This window comes from Phytobacter ursingii (assembly GCF_001022135.1).
GTDB classification, from domain to species: Bacteria; Pseudomonadota; Gammaproteobacteria; order Enterobacterales; family Enterobacteriaceae; genus Phytobacter; species Phytobacter ursingii.
Genome location: NZ_CP011602.1, coordinates 3,906,799 through 3,922,250, shown reverse-complemented (window position 1 = coordinate 3,922,250; position 15,452 = coordinate 3,906,799). Strand labels below are relative to the sequence as shown.

14 protein-coding genes are annotated in these 15,452 nt (G+C 52.6%); 3 read left to right on the top strand and 11 right to left on the bottom strand.

Going from position 1 to position 15,452, the window contains the following annotated elements; translation table 11 throughout:
• Positions 1–204 carry a YbdD/YjiX family protein gene (locus tag AB182_RS22000; RefSeq protein ID WP_047371956.1) on the bottom strand — a complete coding sequence of 68 codons (204 nt, stop codon included), beginning with the start codon at positions 202–204 and terminating at the stop codon, positions 1–3.
• Between the two features lie 108 nt (positions 205–312).
• Positions 313–2,466 (bottom strand): carbon starvation CstA family protein, encoded by a 2,154-nt coding sequence (locus AB182_RS21995; protein WP_047373402.1) that lies wholly within the window; start codon positions 2,464–2,466, stop codon positions 313–315.
• 354 nt (positions 2,467–2,820) lie between these two features.
• Here AB182_RS21995 and tsr point away from each other — a divergent pair, with 354 nt between their 5' ends.
• Together tsr and AB182_RS21985 are read left to right on the top strand one after the other, a co-directional pair.
• Positions 2,821–4,482, top strand: a complete 1,662-nt coding sequence (gene tsr / locus AB182_RS21990; RefSeq protein WP_047371955.1) for a methyl-accepting chemotaxis protein — start codon at positions 2,821–2,823, stop codon at positions 4,480–4,482.
• Positions 4,483–4,564: 82 nt separating this feature from the next.
• Positions 4,565–5,377 carry a GNAT family N-acetyltransferase gene (locus AB182_RS21985; protein ID WP_047371954.1) on the top strand — a complete coding sequence of 271 codons (813 nt, stop codon included), beginning with the start codon at positions 4,565–4,567 and terminating at the stop codon, positions 5,375–5,377.
• A 13-nt stretch (positions 5,378–5,390) separates the two neighbouring features.
• On the opposite strand, the gene AB182_RS21980 is transcribed toward AB182_RS21985, so the two are convergent.
• Positions 5,391–6,755, bottom strand: coding sequence for an MFS transporter (locus AB182_RS21980; RefSeq protein ID WP_047371953.1), 1,365 nt, complete (start codon positions 6,753–6,755; stop codon positions 5,391–5,393).
• Positions 6,756–6,971: 216 nt separating this feature from the next.
• On the bottom strand, positions 6,972–7,886 hold the full coding sequence (locus AB182_RS21975) for a GntR family transcriptional regulator (protein ID WP_047371952.1): 915 nt from the start codon (positions 7,884–7,886) through the stop codon (positions 6,972–6,974).
• 149 nt (positions 7,887–8,035) lie between these two features.
• Here AB182_RS21975 and AB182_RS21970 point away from each other — a divergent pair, with 149 nt between their 5' ends.
• On the top strand, positions 8,036–9,058 hold the full coding sequence (locus AB182_RS21970; protein WP_047371951.1) for a zinc-binding alcohol dehydrogenase family protein: 1,023 nt from the start codon (positions 8,036–8,038) through the stop codon (positions 9,056–9,058).
• 135 nt (positions 9,059–9,193) lie between these two features.
• Here AB182_RS21970 and opgB read toward each other — a convergent pair whose 3' ends face one another.
• From opgB to AB182_RS21935, 7 genes are all read right to left on the bottom strand, one after another.
• Positions 9,194–11,485: a phosphatidylglycerol--membrane-oligosaccharide glycerophosphotransferase gene (gene opgB / locus AB182_RS21965; protein WP_047371950.1), complete on the bottom strand. Its 2,292-nt coding sequence runs from the start codon at positions 11,483–11,485 to the stop codon at positions 9,194–9,196.
• 239 nt (positions 11,486–11,724) lie between these two features.
• Positions 11,725–12,228: a DUF2501 domain-containing protein gene (locus AB182_RS21960; protein WP_047371949.1), complete on the bottom strand. Its 504-nt coding sequence runs from the start codon at positions 12,226–12,228 to the stop codon at positions 11,725–11,727.
• Between the two features lie 74 nt (positions 12,229–12,302).
• A complete protein-coding gene (gene dnaC / locus AB182_RS21955; RefSeq protein WP_047371948.1) occupies positions 12,303–13,040 on the bottom strand; it encodes a DNA replication protein DnaC in 738 nt (245 codons plus the stop codon).
• Between the two features lie 2 nt (positions 13,041–13,042).
• The gene (gene dnaT / locus AB182_RS21950) at positions 13,043–13,582 is read right to left on the bottom strand and encodes a primosomal protein DnaT (RefSeq protein WP_047371947.1); all 540 of its coding nucleotides are present in this window, start codon (positions 13,580–13,582) and stop codon (positions 13,043–13,045) included.
• Between the two features lie 185 nt (positions 13,583–13,767).
• Positions 13,768–14,196, bottom strand: a complete 429-nt coding sequence (locus AB182_RS21945; RefSeq protein WP_039078233.1) for an organic hydroperoxide resistance protein — start codon at positions 14,194–14,196, stop codon at positions 13,768–13,770.
• Positions 14,197–14,278: 82 nt separating this feature from the next.
• Entirely contained in the window at positions 14,279–14,734 is a 456-nt protein-coding gene (locus tag AB182_RS21940) for a MarR family winged helix-turn-helix transcriptional regulator (RefSeq protein ID WP_047371946.1), read from the bottom strand.
• Positions 14,735–14,779: 45 nt separating this feature from the next.
• Positions 14,780–15,421, bottom strand: coding sequence for a TetR family transcriptional regulator (locus tag AB182_RS21935; RefSeq protein ID WP_047371945.1), 642 nt, complete (start codon positions 15,419–15,421; stop codon positions 14,780–14,782).
• Positions 15,422–15,452 lie beyond the last annotated feature (31 nt).

The following is a 15,452-nucleotide window of genomic DNA, read 5'->3' as shown; positions in this document are numbered from 1 at the left end:
TTAGCAGCAGCGTACGCCGCCTTCGCCACTTCCGCCGTAGCGCGCTTCCTGGCGCTCGCGAAAGAATTCGTTGTAGGTCATGTACGGCTTGTCCGGATGGTTGGTTTTCATATGCTCAACGTAGTTGTCATAGTCCGGGATGCCAATCAGCATCTTCGCCGCCTGACCGAGATATTTTTTTGCCTGGCCTAAAGTACCAAACATTCTGCCGTCCTGTTAATGAATAAAGCCGGATGACGGCTTGCGCCTTATCCGGCCTACGTTAGCTACACTCTGTAGGCCGGGTAAGCGCAGCGCCACCCGGCATCAGTTTTAATGGTGTGAAGAGGTCTTCACGCCGCCTTCCGGTACCGGAACATACGGGGTTTCTTTGTCGGTACGTACGGTGTTGTTACGCACGTTCAACCAGGTTTTGATACCGTAGAAGATGATGCTGTACACGACCACCAGGAACAGAATACTCAGACCTGCGTTGGTGTAGTTGTTCACCACGATATGGTTCATGTTGGCAATCTGCTGTGCGGTCAGCTCAGAGCCGCCGGCAGCGATCTTCTCTTTGTACTGGTTAGCCATGTACAAGAAGCCTTCCAGTTGCGGGTTCGTGCTGAACAATTTCAGACCCAGCGCCCAGGTGGTGCACAGCAGCAGCCACAGCGCCGGAACCACGGTGACCCAGATGTATTTGGTGCGCTGCATTTTCACCAGCACCACCGTACCCAGCATCAGGGCGACTGCCGCCAGCATCTGGTTAGAGATACCGAACAGCGGCCACAGGCTCTTCACGCCGCCCAACGGGTCAACCACACCTTGATACAGCAGGTAGCCCCACAGTCCAACGCAACCTGCGGTACCGATGATACCCGCGACCAGGGAGTCGGTTTTCTTGAGGAACGGTACGAAGTTACCCAGCAGATCCTGCAGCATAAAGCGGCCAGCACGGGTACCGGCGTCCAGCGCGGTCAGGATGAAAAGAGCTTCAAACAGGATACCGAAGTGGTACCAGAAGCCCATGTCTGCCATCGGCATGATTTTGTGGAACACATGCGCAATACCCACAGCCAGCGTTGGCGCACCACCTGCACGGTTCAGTACGGACGGTTCGCCGATATCTTTTGCCGTTTGCAGAATCTGCTCAGGGGAGATCACGAAGCCCCAGGAGCTAACCGTTGCCGCTGCGTGCGCGGTGACATCTTTCAACTGCGCCAGAATCATCGGCGCATTGTCGCCGCCCAGCTCATGCAGGTTCGGCATGGTAATGCCAAGGCCAGCCGGCGGGGTGTTCATCGCAAAGTAGAGACCCGGTTCAATGATGGATGCCGCAACCAGCGCCATCACCGCAACGAAGGACTCCATCAGCATGGCGCCGTAACCGATAAAACGCGCGTCGGTTTCATTCGCCAGCAGTTTCGGCGTGGTGCCGGATGCGATCAGCGCATGGAAGCCAGAGACCGCGCCACAGGCGATGGTGATAAACAGGAACGGGAACAGCGCACCTTTCCACAGTGGGCCGGTACCGTCGATGTACTGCGTTACCGCAGGCATTTTCAGTTCCGGGTTGAGGATAACAATACCCAACGCCAGCCCAACGATAACGCCGATTTTCAGGAAGGTTGCCAGATAGTCACGCGGCGCAAGGATCAGCCATACCGGCAACAGCGCAGAGATAAAGGCATAACCAATCAGCGCGAAGGTAATGGTCGTGTCTTTGAAGGTCAGCGCCGGGCCCCAGTACGGGTCGTGGGCGATGATGCCGCCGAAATAGATGGAGGCCACCAGCAGAACGATACCAATGACTGACACTTCACCCACGCGGCCTGGGCGCAGGAATCGCATGTAGATACCCATAAACAGGGCAATCGGTACCGTGGAACAAACGGTGAACACGCCCCACGGACTTTCGGCCAGGGCTTTTACCACGATCAGCGCCAGCACGGCGAGGATGATGATCATGATTAAGAAGCAGCCGAACAGGGCGATAGTCCCCGGTACACGGCCCATCTCTTCTTTAACCATCTCACCCAGAGAGGCGCCATTACGGCGTGAAGAGATAAACAGCACCATGAAGTCCTGCACCGCACCGGCCAGGACAACGCCCGCCAGCAGCCACAGGGTACCCGGCAGGTAGCCCATTTGCGCTGCCAGTACCGGGCCGACCAGCGGACCAGCACCTGCGATCGCAGCAAAATGGTGACCAAACAGGACGTAACGGTTGGTTGGAACGTAGTTCAGACCATCATTATTAATAACGGCCGGGGTTGAACGTGTCGGATCGAGCTTCATCACCTTTTGCGCGATGTACAAGCTGTAGTAGCGATACGCCACGAGGTAAACAGAAACGGAAGCGACCACGATCCACAGCGCACTGACGTGCTCACCGCGTCGTAAAGCAATGACGGATAAGCAGAAGGCGCCGAGTATGCCGAGGAGCACCCAGGGTATATGTTTGAATAGCTTTTTAGTATCCATGTCAGACCTGATTATCAAGAAAATGAAATCGGAGTTGATGTGTTGAAAGACGGCCTTGCTGGTGCTGATCATGGCAAATTACAAGCGTAAAAAGGGCGCGATCTGACTGAGTGGTATGAATAGCGGGGTAAGCGGTCAACTAAGCGGATAAGCGGTTTTATACGGTGCTAAGCGGCTGAAAATATGTGATAAGGATCACTTTCGGCAGGCACGGTCAACAGGTCGCAGGAAGAGAGACTGTCCGCATATGTTACTATAATGTTAATAATATCAGCGCGTTTCAGCATGATTTCCTTTAAAGTTTTCTCTGGTCGGGCCGAAAATCTGTTACCTGGCTAATGGAAGATAGAAAACATGTTGAATCGTATGAAACTTGTCACCAGTTTACTTTTTGTACTGGGACTTTTTGGTCTTTTGCAGCTCACATCTGGCGGCTTATTCTTTAACGCACTTAAGCACGACAAAGAAAACTTCACTGTGTTGCAGACAATCCGTCAGCAACAATCCACGCTTAACGCCAGTTGGGTGGCGCTTTTGCAGACCCGTAACACGCTGAACCGCGCTGGGATCCGTTACATGATGGATCAGAATCAGATCGGCAGCGGTGCAACGGTGAACGATCTGATGCAGATCGCCAGCACCTCGTTAAAACAGGCAGAAACGCACTGGAAAGAGTATCAGGCTTTACCTCGCGACCCACGTCAGAATGAGGCGGCGGCAGCGGAAATCAATCGTACTTATGATATTTACCACAATGCACTCGCTGAGCTGATTCAGTTGCTGGGTGCCGGTAAAATCAATGAGTTCTTTGATCAGCCGACTCAGGGCTATCAGGACGCCTTTGAGAAGCCGTATCTTGACTACTTGCAGCAAAACGATCGTCTGTATGCTATCGCGGTAGAAGAGAGCAACGGTTCTTACTCGACGGCCGTATGGATAATTATCAGTGTCCTGCTGGTTGTGCTGGTGGTGATTGTCGCCGTATGGCTCGGCATTAAGCGTGGCGTTATCGGTCCGATGAATCATCTGATTGAAAACATCCGCCATATTGCCGGTGGCGATCTGGAACAGACTATCGATGTACACGGTAGCAACGAAATGGGCCAACTGGCCTCCAGCCTTCGTCATATGCAGTCTGAACTGGTGCGCACCGTGGGCGATGTCCGTAACGGCGCTGATGCCATTTACAGCGGCGCGAGCGAAATTTCGGCGGGTAACAACGATCTCTCCTCCCGTACTGAACAGCAGGCCGCTTCGCTGGAAGAGACTGCCGCCAGTATGGAAGAGCTGACCGCAACGGTAAAACAAAACGCCGAAAACGCCCGTCAGGCCAGTCATCTGGCTAAGAGCGCATCCGATACCGCGCAGAAAGGCGGTAAAGTGGTGGATAATGTTGTGCAGACAATGCGTGATATTACCGCCAGTTCGCAGAAAATTGCCGATATTATCAGCGTGATTGATGGTATTGCCTTCCAGACCAACATCCTGGCGCTGAACGCCGCGGTAGAAGCCGCACGTGCTGGTGAGCAGGGGCGTGGCTTTGCGGTAGTGGCAGGGGAAGTCCGTAACCTGGCCCAGCGCAGTGCGCAGGCGGCGCGTGAAATCAAGAGTCTGATTGAAGACTCTGTCGGTCGTGTCGAGCTGGGCTCTACGCTGGTAGAAAGCGCCGGTGAAACGATGGACGAGATTGTCAGTGCGGTAACCCGCGTCACCGACATCATGGGCGAAATCGCCTCTGCCTCCGATGAGCAGAGCCGTGGTATCGATCAGGTGGGCCTGGCTGTAGCTGAAATGGACCGTGTGACCCAGCAGAACGCCTCACTGGTAGAAGAATCTGCCGCTGCGGCAGCCGCGCTGGAAGAACAGGCCAGTCGTCTGACGCAGGCGGTTGCCGTGTTCCGTACCCGTCGCGTATCCCGCGAAGCACCGGTTGCCGCATCCACGCTGAAAACCCCATCCGCAAGCCCAATGCCGCGTAAAGCGGCGGTCGGCGACGAAAACTGGGAAACCTTCTGATAAACCTCGCGCCCTGCTGACACGGGGCGCACTTTATCTTTTTTCATCGTGCTATCCTTGGTTTTTTCCCCGGAGAAGCACGATGAACCTGACCGCCATTTCTGCCCTTCACTACAGTAGTGAGCAGCTTTCTGCTTTTTTAGGCGAGTGCTTTGAAGGCTACAGTGTCCCTTTTTCGCTTCCCCCCGAGCGCTTTGCGCAACGTTTTGGCGCGGAGGATATCAGCCTGACGGACTCCTGCATCTGGTGGAATAACGGCATGCGGGTGGCGGCAGCGATTATTACCCGGCGCGGCGAATCGGCAAGGCTGGGGGCTTTTTCCCTGATCCCGGCTTATCGCGGGAAAGGCTACGGCAAAAAGCTGCTGGCTCCGCTGTTGCAGGATTTGCGGGCGAAAGGCGTACGGCAAATGTGGCTGGAGGTGATTCAGGATAACCTGGCGGGTGTTGGGCTTTATCGTTCACTCGGCTTTGAGATTCGCCAGGGATTATACGGTTTTCAGGGCGATGCGCGTCCCGGCATTGGCGATAATTTGCTGCGTGAGATTAATCCGCTTGAGGTGGTCTGGCGTTCGGTGGGGGAAGTAAAGGAGTCGCTGCCGTGGCTGGTCGATCCGCTCTCCGTGGTGTCGTTGCCGTGCCGGGCATTTGAATATCGCAAACATGCGTATGCCATCGTCGCGACCCTGACAGAAAAACCGCAACTGCGCTTTCTCTATGTTGAACCGGAGTACCGCCGCAAAGGCTTTGCCCGCGAGATGCTAATGACCCTCAATCATCACTTTCCTGGCCTGACTACCAGCGTGGCGGTGCCGGAATCCTTCACCCCGCTGTTTTCGTCAGCGGGGTTTTCCACGATGGACATTAGCCAGTTTGAAATGCGGGCGATGCTGTGATCGCCCGGTTTGTTCATGCGTGTTGCTTCGGATCGCTGATCGGTTGGCGAACCAGCACAACATAAGCAATTGCTCCCAGCACCGTCACACAGCCGCAGATAATCAGCGCCAGGCGGAATGACTGGGTGGTATCGACGATAAACCCGGTCACGATCGGTGCAAACGAGGCGCAGATAAAGCTCGCGAAGTTCTGGATACTGCCCACCGAGGCCGTCATCCTTGATGCCACCGCGACGTGAATCAATCCCCAGCATGATGTTCCCGCAAAGTGGATACAGAACAGCGCCATGCCAATCAGCAAGACTGCGGCCAACGACGTCGTGGCCTCAGGTACGACGAAAGTAAAGGCGGCGGAACAGAGCATCCCGGTGATGATACTGATTTTGCGGCTTTTGATCGGCGCCATGCCACGCCTGACCAGCCAGTCGGTGATATACCCGTTGGTCAGCATCCCGGCAGCGCCAAACAGGAAAGGGATTGCTGTCATCATGCCGGTGCTTTTCAAATCGAGATTGTAAGAGGTTTGCAGGTAGCCAGGCAGCCAGGCAAGGTAGAGCCAGGCGGTGTAGTTGATACCGCTAAAGCCAAGCATCATCCCCCACATCGTTCGGTTACGAAACAGGCTGCGCCATTCTGCGAAACTCAGCGGATCGCGACGAACGTTGACACTGCCAGCATTCAGATAGGCCTGTTCAACGCCGGTTAGTTGCAAATCTTCGCGGTTGCGGTAGAGCATGTACCAGCCAATGGCGAGAAAGATCCCCAGCACGCCGATAACGATAAACATGCCGCGCCAGCCGATCATTAACATCATTGCGGCAAGAATGGGCGGGCTAATGGCGACGCCAATGGTTGATGCGGCGTTAAAAAAGCCCATCGGGCGACCGCGCTCTTTAATGTTGAACCAGTCGTTGATCACTTTCACGCCGCACGGGTTCATTGGCGCTTCACCCAACCCCATGCCGATACGTACCAGCACGAATTGAGTGAAGCTGTGCACCATGCCGGAAAGCGCCTGGAACAGCGACCAGAAGAACATGCCCAGGCCGAGCATGATGCGCGGGCCTTTGCGGTCAAGCAGAGGGCCACACGGAAGCTGCCCAATACCATAAGCCAATGAAAATACGGAAAGCAGGGCGCCAATTTCGGTGGCACTCAGGCCTAATTCCTGGCGAATGGTTAAATTCGCGACCGATAACGAACTTCTGTCGAGGTAATTGATAACCGCAGCAAAAAATAATAAAAGCATCGCTGTGGTTTGAATTCGCTTAATTCTGGCGCTACGTTTTAATAAACCCTCTGGCGGAACAGGAATATCCGCTTCGGTTGTTTTATCAAACGTTGTCCGTGGGTCGAGGGTAATATCGTTTTTTTCCACGCCTGACTCCAAAAAATGTCACTTATCTCCCTGCGTGATTTTTCAACGAAGGAGAAAATATCAATCCCGATACCAGATTAATAAATCTGACACCACTCACTTACATCCAGCTAATTCAGTCGACTCATTCAGAGAATAGAAGCGGTATTATTTTTATTTCTGCGCCTTTTAGCAGAAGCGTGCTCCGGATTGAAATTTGCTGTTTTTAATTGGTACTTAATAGTGCGCGGAAAGGGATTGCTGAATTGAACGGATCATGGATTCTTTAGCGGTATGCAGATGGTTGCGCAACGCGCACGTGGCATCGAGGTCGCTGCGGCACAGCAGGGCGCTGAGAATGGTCATATGTTCATCAATGGCGATAATATTACGCTGTTTCAGGTCACTTTCATCCCACTGATAATGGAAATGGAAGATAACAGAGATGATTTCAAGTGATTGATTGAAAAAGATATTATCAGCGGCGGAAAGCAATAGCGCGTGGAAGTCCCGATCCAGTTGCGAAAACATGCGAAAGTTGTCGCCGATGCTATCGCGAAGCATGCGGTGGCGTTCAAGCAGCGTTCTGGCGCTCAGCCAGCGCGGGTCATCCGCAGGCAGGTTCAGGAAGTGTTGCAGGGCATGGGTTTCCAGCATTTCCCGCAGTTCAAAAAGCTGTTCAGCGTAACGTTGATCGAACTGCTTCATGCTCCACTGGCCGCGTTTTTCATTCTCAATCAGATTGTAACGCCCAAATTTGAGCAAATATTCCCGCACAACTACCGGGCTGACACCTGCCTCACGCGCCAGTTGTAGCTCGGAAAAAGATTCGCCGGCGCGCAGCTGGCGCTGGTTAATCATGGTGAAGAAGGCTTGCTCAAAAATACGGTTTTGCTCGGCCAGTGGTGCGCTGATGCAGTTGAAGCCATCTTCCTGCGTGGGTTTGCGGACAATACACCAGGCGCCGGCAGACTTGACCAGGACTCCGCATTCGCACAGATGCGACAGCAGGTGCCGTACGGTTGTGCGGCTGATGTTATACATTTCCGCCAGCGCGTTTTGTGTGGGTAGCGGGGAGGGAATATGGCCGCGCGCTATATCGTCAATCACCTGGTTAATCACGTTATGGCGTAAATTTTGCGAACGGCTCATCGTTATCTCCTGTTTTTTTATTATTAAAAACCTATTTAAAACATTTTTATGGGCTGAGTTTCACAATTCAGCGCGACGATTCCGTTTTAATTCTCCTTTTCCCCGATATCTGGATATCTGGTGCAACAAGAAACACGGGAGAATGAACAATGACCACAATGAATGTCCTGGTATGCCAGGAGCCAAAAGTAATGATTTGGGAAAAACGTGAAATTCCAAAGCCTGGCGATGATGAAGCGTTAATAAAATTAAAAACAGTAGGGATATGTGGGACAGATATTCATGCCTGGGGAGGTAATCAACCTTTTTTTAGTTACCCACGAGTATTAGGCCATGAAATATGTGGTGAAATTGTTGGGCTGGGGAAAAATATAAATCATTTGCATAATGGTCAGCAGGTTGTGGTTATTCCTTACGTTTCCTGCCGTAAATGTCCGGCTTGCCGTAGTGGGCGCACCAACTGCTGCGAGAACATCTCCGTGATCGGCGTACACCAGGATGGCGGTTTTAGTGAGTTTTTAAGCGTGCCGGCGAACAGCCTGCTGGTGACTGACGGGATTGATCCGCACGCTGCCGCATTGATCGAGCCTTATGCGATCAGTGCCCATGGGGTACGCCGTGCAGCGATCCTGCCGGGTGAACAGGTATTGGTCGTGGGGGCGGGGCCAATTGGCCTGGGAGCGGCGGCCATTGCTAAAGCGGACGGGGCGCAGGTCGTGGTGGCTGATACAAGCGCGGCACGTCGTGCGCATGTCGATACATTTCTGGGCTTAACGACTCTCGATCCGTCTGCTGCGGATTTTGACGCCAGTTTGCGTGCCGCTTTTGGCGGTTCGTTAGCGCAGAAGGTGATCGATGCCACGGGTAATCCGCAGGCGATGAATAACACGGTGAACCTGATTCGCCACGGCGGCAGCATCACGTTTGTCGGTTTGTTTAAAGGGAATTTGCAATTTTCCGATCCGGAATTCCACAAAAAAGAGACCACCATGATGGGGAGCCGTAACGCGACGGAGGAGGATTTTGCCAAAGTCGGGCGTTTGATGGCGGAAGGGAAGATCACGGCACAAATGATGCTGACACATCGCTACGAGTTTCACGCACTGGCGGAAATCTACGAACAGCAGGTGATCAACAATCGTGAATTAATCAAAGGAGTTATTCATTTCTGAGTGCCTTTCGGCACGCAGATGGGGTGAGTTGAGGCGGCGGTTGTCACGGGGGCATCCGCCCGCGAAAGTACCTTGCAAAGACAGGCAGCACTAACAATTGCTATTCAGCGCCCAGGACAGTTCGGGCGCATTTTTTTATCCTGCCCTTTCAACAACTTTGATTTCTACCATCCCGATACCGAGCTTGCGCGGGGAGTGGCCGAGAATGTTCCCCTCATTGGTGGATTCGGGTTCCGGCGGCACAATCACCAGCGTATTACTGCGTGTCGGATTGTTGAAACGCAATGTGGTGGTGGACACATCGTTGCCCAGCATCAGCGTTTGTTCCTCGTCGCCTACTCTTACCGGAATAGGGCGATTGGCGTTTGCGCCATAAGCCTTTGCGGTGATCACCAGATCAAAAGATTGTGGCAGCGGGTCGTTAAACTCTATTTCGACTTCGTTGCCGAGCTGCGCATTCGACCAGCGTCCCCAGCTTTCCGGGCGGGAAATGCCGCTGAATTTTTTCACTTCCTCTGGTGCACCCGCGACGTTGAAGACAAAGCTGTCGGCTTTGTAGCGGATATCGTCATCGACAATTTTCAGCATATCCACATTTTGCTTGTAACGGTCGGTGCTGATGATGGTGTCTTTGAACGCCGTTTTTCCTTTCCACTGTTCTTTATCGACTGCCTGGACCTTCTGCTCACCGCCAAGCTGCCCCTGCGATACGCACCAGTCGGTGGAAAGCACCAGCTCCGGCGCCCACAGGCGGGCCATTTTGTAGCATTGATCAATCCAGACAAAGTTATCGCGTGGGGCGAAATCGGCGAGCTGGAAACGCAGCGGCGCGGAGTATTCGCTTTCCGGGATAGGCTCGATGCGTTTTGATGACACACGTACCAGCAGCGGAAGGCGGAAATTGCTGCCGGAGAAAGCAATCATCTTTTTATCGCGATCGATGGTGAAGTCCTTCATCTGTTTCGGGAAATTCCACAGGCGAATGATATCGGGCTTCCAGGCGACAATTTTCTCTTTCATATTGAGGAATTCGCCGGAAAGCGACTGCCCTGACAGGCTGCTGCGCCCAAGGCCGAGGTAGTTATCGCCACCGAGAATATCCAGCACCGTGACGCCGTTATCCATGGTGCTGCGCTTCACTGCCAGCGTGTCCTGCTGTGGATCATCGCCGCGCAGAACGAAAAACAGATTCTTACGGTCCTCTTTATTCAGGTATTTCCACGCCGTATTGTTCATGGCCAGATGGTCGGAAGAGACCACAATGACCGTATCTTTAAACCAGGGTGAGGCTTTTATTTTGTTAATCAGCGCGGCGATATGCTGTTGGCTACAGGTCACGGCGCTAAACGACTGATTTGGTTTACCCTCGTAGCTATAGCTTTTACGCCCACAGGTTCGGGAGATAAAACCGTCCGGGTGGTGGGTATCGACAGTTAACGCAAATAGTGAGAAACGTTGCCCGGAGCGCGAAAGCGTCTCGTACTTTTTCCATACTTCATCCAGTACGGTGTCGTCGTAGAAGCCCCAGTCATTGCGGTATTTAGGGTCGCTCACTTCGCCTTTTAACTCTTCTGCGCCGACCAGATGATCAAAGCCATGTGATTTAAGGAACACATCTTTACCGGCAAAACGCAGGTTTGCGCCCTGCACAAAATAGTTCTGGTAGCCGGAGTTTTTCAGGATGTCGCCAAGACAGATGTTTTGCGGGAAAAAGCTGGAAACAGATGCAGATGCGTTACCTTCAAACGGCGCAAACAGTGGGATCCCACACTGTGAGGCGACCATGCCGGCAATGGTGTAGTCCGTACCGGGCAACTGTTCCGTTTGCGAAAAATCCAGACCTTCTTCTTTTAATGCGCCCAGTTCAGGGGTCAGGCCAGGAAACGCGTTATCATCAAAATAGGTGCGTTCCAGACTCTCGCCGTAGATATAGACCAGGTTCAGCTTCGGATTCGGGATCTTTTTCGCCGGTTCACGATAATATTCTGCAAAATCAGGATCGCCTTCGCGGGATTGTGATTTAACGAGCTCAGTAATTTGATGAAATGCCGGGCTTGCGTCCACGGAGCCGAGTGCCAGCAACAGCGCCAGCAGGCTATAACCAAAGTGATAAGGGCGATGGCGACGGCGGCGCAGCACCCAGCCCAGCACGCCAAAAACCGCAGCCAGTGCGAGAACCAGGGCCGCACCTGGCAGCAGGTATTTACGCACCCCCGCGCCTGTCAGGCTATTGGTCAGCGTGTAGATAACCGCATCATTGATCCCATCGCCAGTGAAGTAGTTACTGGCGTAAAGGGTGATGTTTAACAGCACAAAGAAACCCAACACCAGCAATATTGCAGTGAACCACCAGGTATTACGGCCCGCTTTAGAGGCGTAAATCGCCACGGACGCGAGAAATAAAACAATAGAAAGTAACTCGGACAACCGTCATTCCTCTGCGACACCAGCATCCTGCTGGCAGAAATCCTTTAGGGCTACAATTTAATTGCGATGTCATGTAGCTGCAATTGTAGTGTCATCTTTATACAGATTTATTCGGAATTGGTTTAGAAAGATTTAAGTATGACCGCTGCCGCTTTCTCTATGGGGAGAGAAGGCTGGCAGGTAAACAAGGAAGGCGTCGCGCCTGCGGCCTTGGGGTGGCAAACGCGACGTTATGTGGCTCAGGAGAGAAAATTTACGCCCTGTTTCAGGACAATATCACAGGCTTTGGTTTTCACTTTCTCTGCCAGCGGCGTGCTGCCAATATTATTCAGATTGAGCTGCTCGCCGTTTTTGGTGTTTAACATCCCCTGCAGGCCTTCGAGATAGTTGGGGTCTTTCTGTTGCTCTGTCTGAGTACTCAGGCCAAGCTTATCCAGTACCTGATTTTTGATGTTATCGGTGTTAGTCAGCGAGGCGAGCTTATGTTTGGCGCAGTAAGACATTACGCCTGCTGCATTATTCATGGTGCTCGCGCTTAGTGACTGATTACCGCCATTAAGCAGGCCCGTCAGTGAAGACAGAGACATACCGCCTTGCTGCTGACCTGCACCGGAACCGCTCTGCTGACTAAGCTGACTGGCGGCACTGGAAAGATTTTCCTGCCAGGACGCGGCGTAACTCGCGTGAGTGAAAAATGCGCCGCTGGCGAAAGCGACGCAGAGGAGGTGTTTAGCAAAGGACATGGCTTAATCCTGGGGGTAGCCTGAAAGCGCACATTATACACCAGCAGGCGTCCGGATTAAGGAGGGGAAAACTCTCAATACTCTTTGCCGGTAACGCGGCTACGGTAGCTGTCCCAGTTAAAGATGACCCACAAACTGTTGCCCAGGCGCATCCTGTCCATGACGCGTTCACCCAATAGCTTATTCATCTCTTCCAGATTGCTGTTGGTGAGCATACCTGTCGGGCGTTTTGAGGAAGAACGACGATCGACAATCTGATTAATGATCACTTTTTCGTAGCGTGATTCGGTTTGCATGCCGATCTCATCGATAACCAACAGATCCACGCTGCTAAGATCGTTCAGTAGCTGTTCTTCGCTGTTATCGCGGTTACCAAAAGTCTCTTTCATGGCGGACATGATGTCAGCGACCGTGATGATCAACACGGATTTGCCGTGCAGTAGCAGTTCATTGCAGATAGCGGCCGCGAGGTGATTTTTACCGGTACCCGGTTTGCCGGAGAAGATAAAGCTGGCAATGTTTCCATCAAATTCGGCCACATACTGCCGCGCCTGGCTCAGTGCGCGCATCTGGCCTTCGCATTCCACTTTGTAATTATCAAAAGAACAATTCTGGTGAAGCGGACGGATACCTGAGCGATTAAAGGTGCGCTGCATTTTCATCGCCCGATTTTCGCGGGCAATCGCGGCGGCGCGGATCTTGCCCTGCTCCTTCTGCCAGGCCATGAGTTCCTCGCCGTTTTTAAATGCGGGCTGAGTATTGGCAGGCATCATCCGTTGCAGACGTTTCATCAGTTCAGCGACGTTTTTCATCGTTATCCTCTAAAACCTGGTGGAATTTGGCTGTCAGGCTGGGAAATCGCGTTAATGTCGCGTTTCGCCGCGCCGCCCTGATTGGCGCGATTTATCTGGATGCTTCGCGCCAATTTTTGCTGCCACTGTACATGGTGGAACACTTTCCCTTCGGCTTGCCAGTAAGCAATAAAAGCCGCCAGTTCTTCCGGCGCAACGGGGTGGTCAAGGGCGATGCCCCAAAGCGCCGCAAGACGCTGAAAATCCGCATCTGGCTGCCAGCCAGCATACATGGCAAATTTCCCCATTGGGACATTTACCGGCGTGGCGGCCGGCTCTTCGTAAAATTGATTATCCAGCGTGATATCGCTGGCCGGGCGCGCCAGACGTGATTCCAGCGCCAGCAATTCTGCCAGACGTTCGGGGGTAATAGCGTAAAACGCAGGGCTGTTATTAGCAAAAACAGCGACTGCGCCCCCTTCCGTTCGTGCCAGAACGCTTTCATGATCGCGCATAAAATCATCAATGCCGATAACGGTAGAAGTCAGAATTCTGGAAGACATAGCGCGTTCTCAAACAGGGCAACAACAGAAATACGTTCTGCGAAGATTTTCGCAGACATAATGACACATAGTAACACAGTGGAAGGCGGGGGGAGCAGAGACGAAAAAGCCGGGTTGCCCCGGCTGTGTGTTTTCCCAATGGTGCTGGCTGCCGGATCTTTGGCTAATGCCCGTCCGGCTTAGTATTACGCGATGATGTTTAACGTAACATCGACGTTGCCACGAGTGGCGTTAGAATAAGGGCAGACAATATGTGCGGCATCGACCAGTTTCTTCGCCTCTGCGGCGTCCATTCCTTCCAGGTGGATATTGAGTTTGACCTCAATCCCAAAGCCGGTCGGGAGCGGACCGATACCCACTTCTGCTTCGATAAAGGCGTCTTTTGCAATAGCGATTTTGTCGCGACCAGAGACGAACTTCATCGCACCCAGGAAACAGGCTGAATAACCTGCGGCAAACAGTTGTTCCGGGTTGGTGACTTCACCGCCTGCGCCACCCATCTCTTTCGGTAAACCCAGTTTGACGTCCAGTACCCCGTCAGAAGAGGTTGCGCGACCTTCACGGCCACCAGTGGCTTTGGCTTTGGCGGTATAAATCACTTTTTCTAAAGACATAACAGGTTCCTTTTCGTAATTGTCGTTTGCTATAAAATAGCGTGCTATATATATGGGCGCATAAAACCGTCCACAGTCGGGCTTATGCTTGCTGAAACTGTCGGCGCAATACTTCGAGCTGCTGCTTTAGCTCCATCAAATGCTTGTGGTCACATTCGAACGAACACATGACCGCATTCGGTATCGCTTTTGCCTGTTGTTGCAATTCCCGACCTGCCTCGCTCAGGGTGATAACGACCTGGCGTTCATCCTGGCGGGAACGTTGGCGAATAATTAACCCGGCGCTTTCCAGCCGCTTCAGCAACGGAGTAAGGGTTGCCGAATCCAAAAATAAGCGTTCACCAATCTCTGACACCGTGACGTCATCTTGTTCCCACAACACCAGCATCACCAGATACTGTGGGTAGGTCAGATTCATCGGTGCCAGTAGCTGCCGATACAGCTTGTGCAGCGCCAGGTTTGTTGAGTACAACGCAAAACAAAACTGGTTATCTAACGCGAGCTGCGCATTCGCGGGCGGAGTTGATTTCGTTTTCATGTTTTTGAATATAGATAGTGCACGATTTAATTGCAAGTTATTTTTTTAGGGACAGATATAACGCAACACAACTTGTACCGCCATTTGTCGATAGTGCTGACGCTGCTGCTGCTGATCTTCGTCCGCTTCGAAGAGCATAGAGAACGAATAACTATTGGCAACGTAATGAAAACTAAAGCTACTGATCAGCCGATGAAGATCGCGCGCACAGACGCTTTGGTTGAATAGCTGCTTTTGCTGGCCACGACGCAAAATATCTTCCAGCAGCGTCAGGGCGCTGAGATTGACCTCACGCAGCCAGGTGGATTGCTGGATGAAACGGCCACGCTGCATGTTCTCCATGCAGATGATGCGAATAAAATCCGGGTGGTCGGCGTGGTAATCAAAATTACTCTCTACCAGCTGTACCAGCGCTTCGACCGGTGGCTGAGCGGCGAGTTCGAGGGATTTTTCATTGGCGCGAATGGCAGCATAAACATACTCAAGAACCTGCAGATAGAGGTTTTCTTTGGTTTTATAGTGGTACACCACCATACGCTTTGTTGTGCCGGCTTTTTCCGCGATTTGCTCCATGCGGGCGCCATTGAGCCCATATTCTGCAAACAGGGTAATTGCGCTGAGGAAAATTTTGTCCTTCACCCGGGTATCGTCAAAACTGTCCGGTGAATAAATGTCATGGTGTTCCACATCCGCTCCTGGTCAGTCACAATCGGTTCGG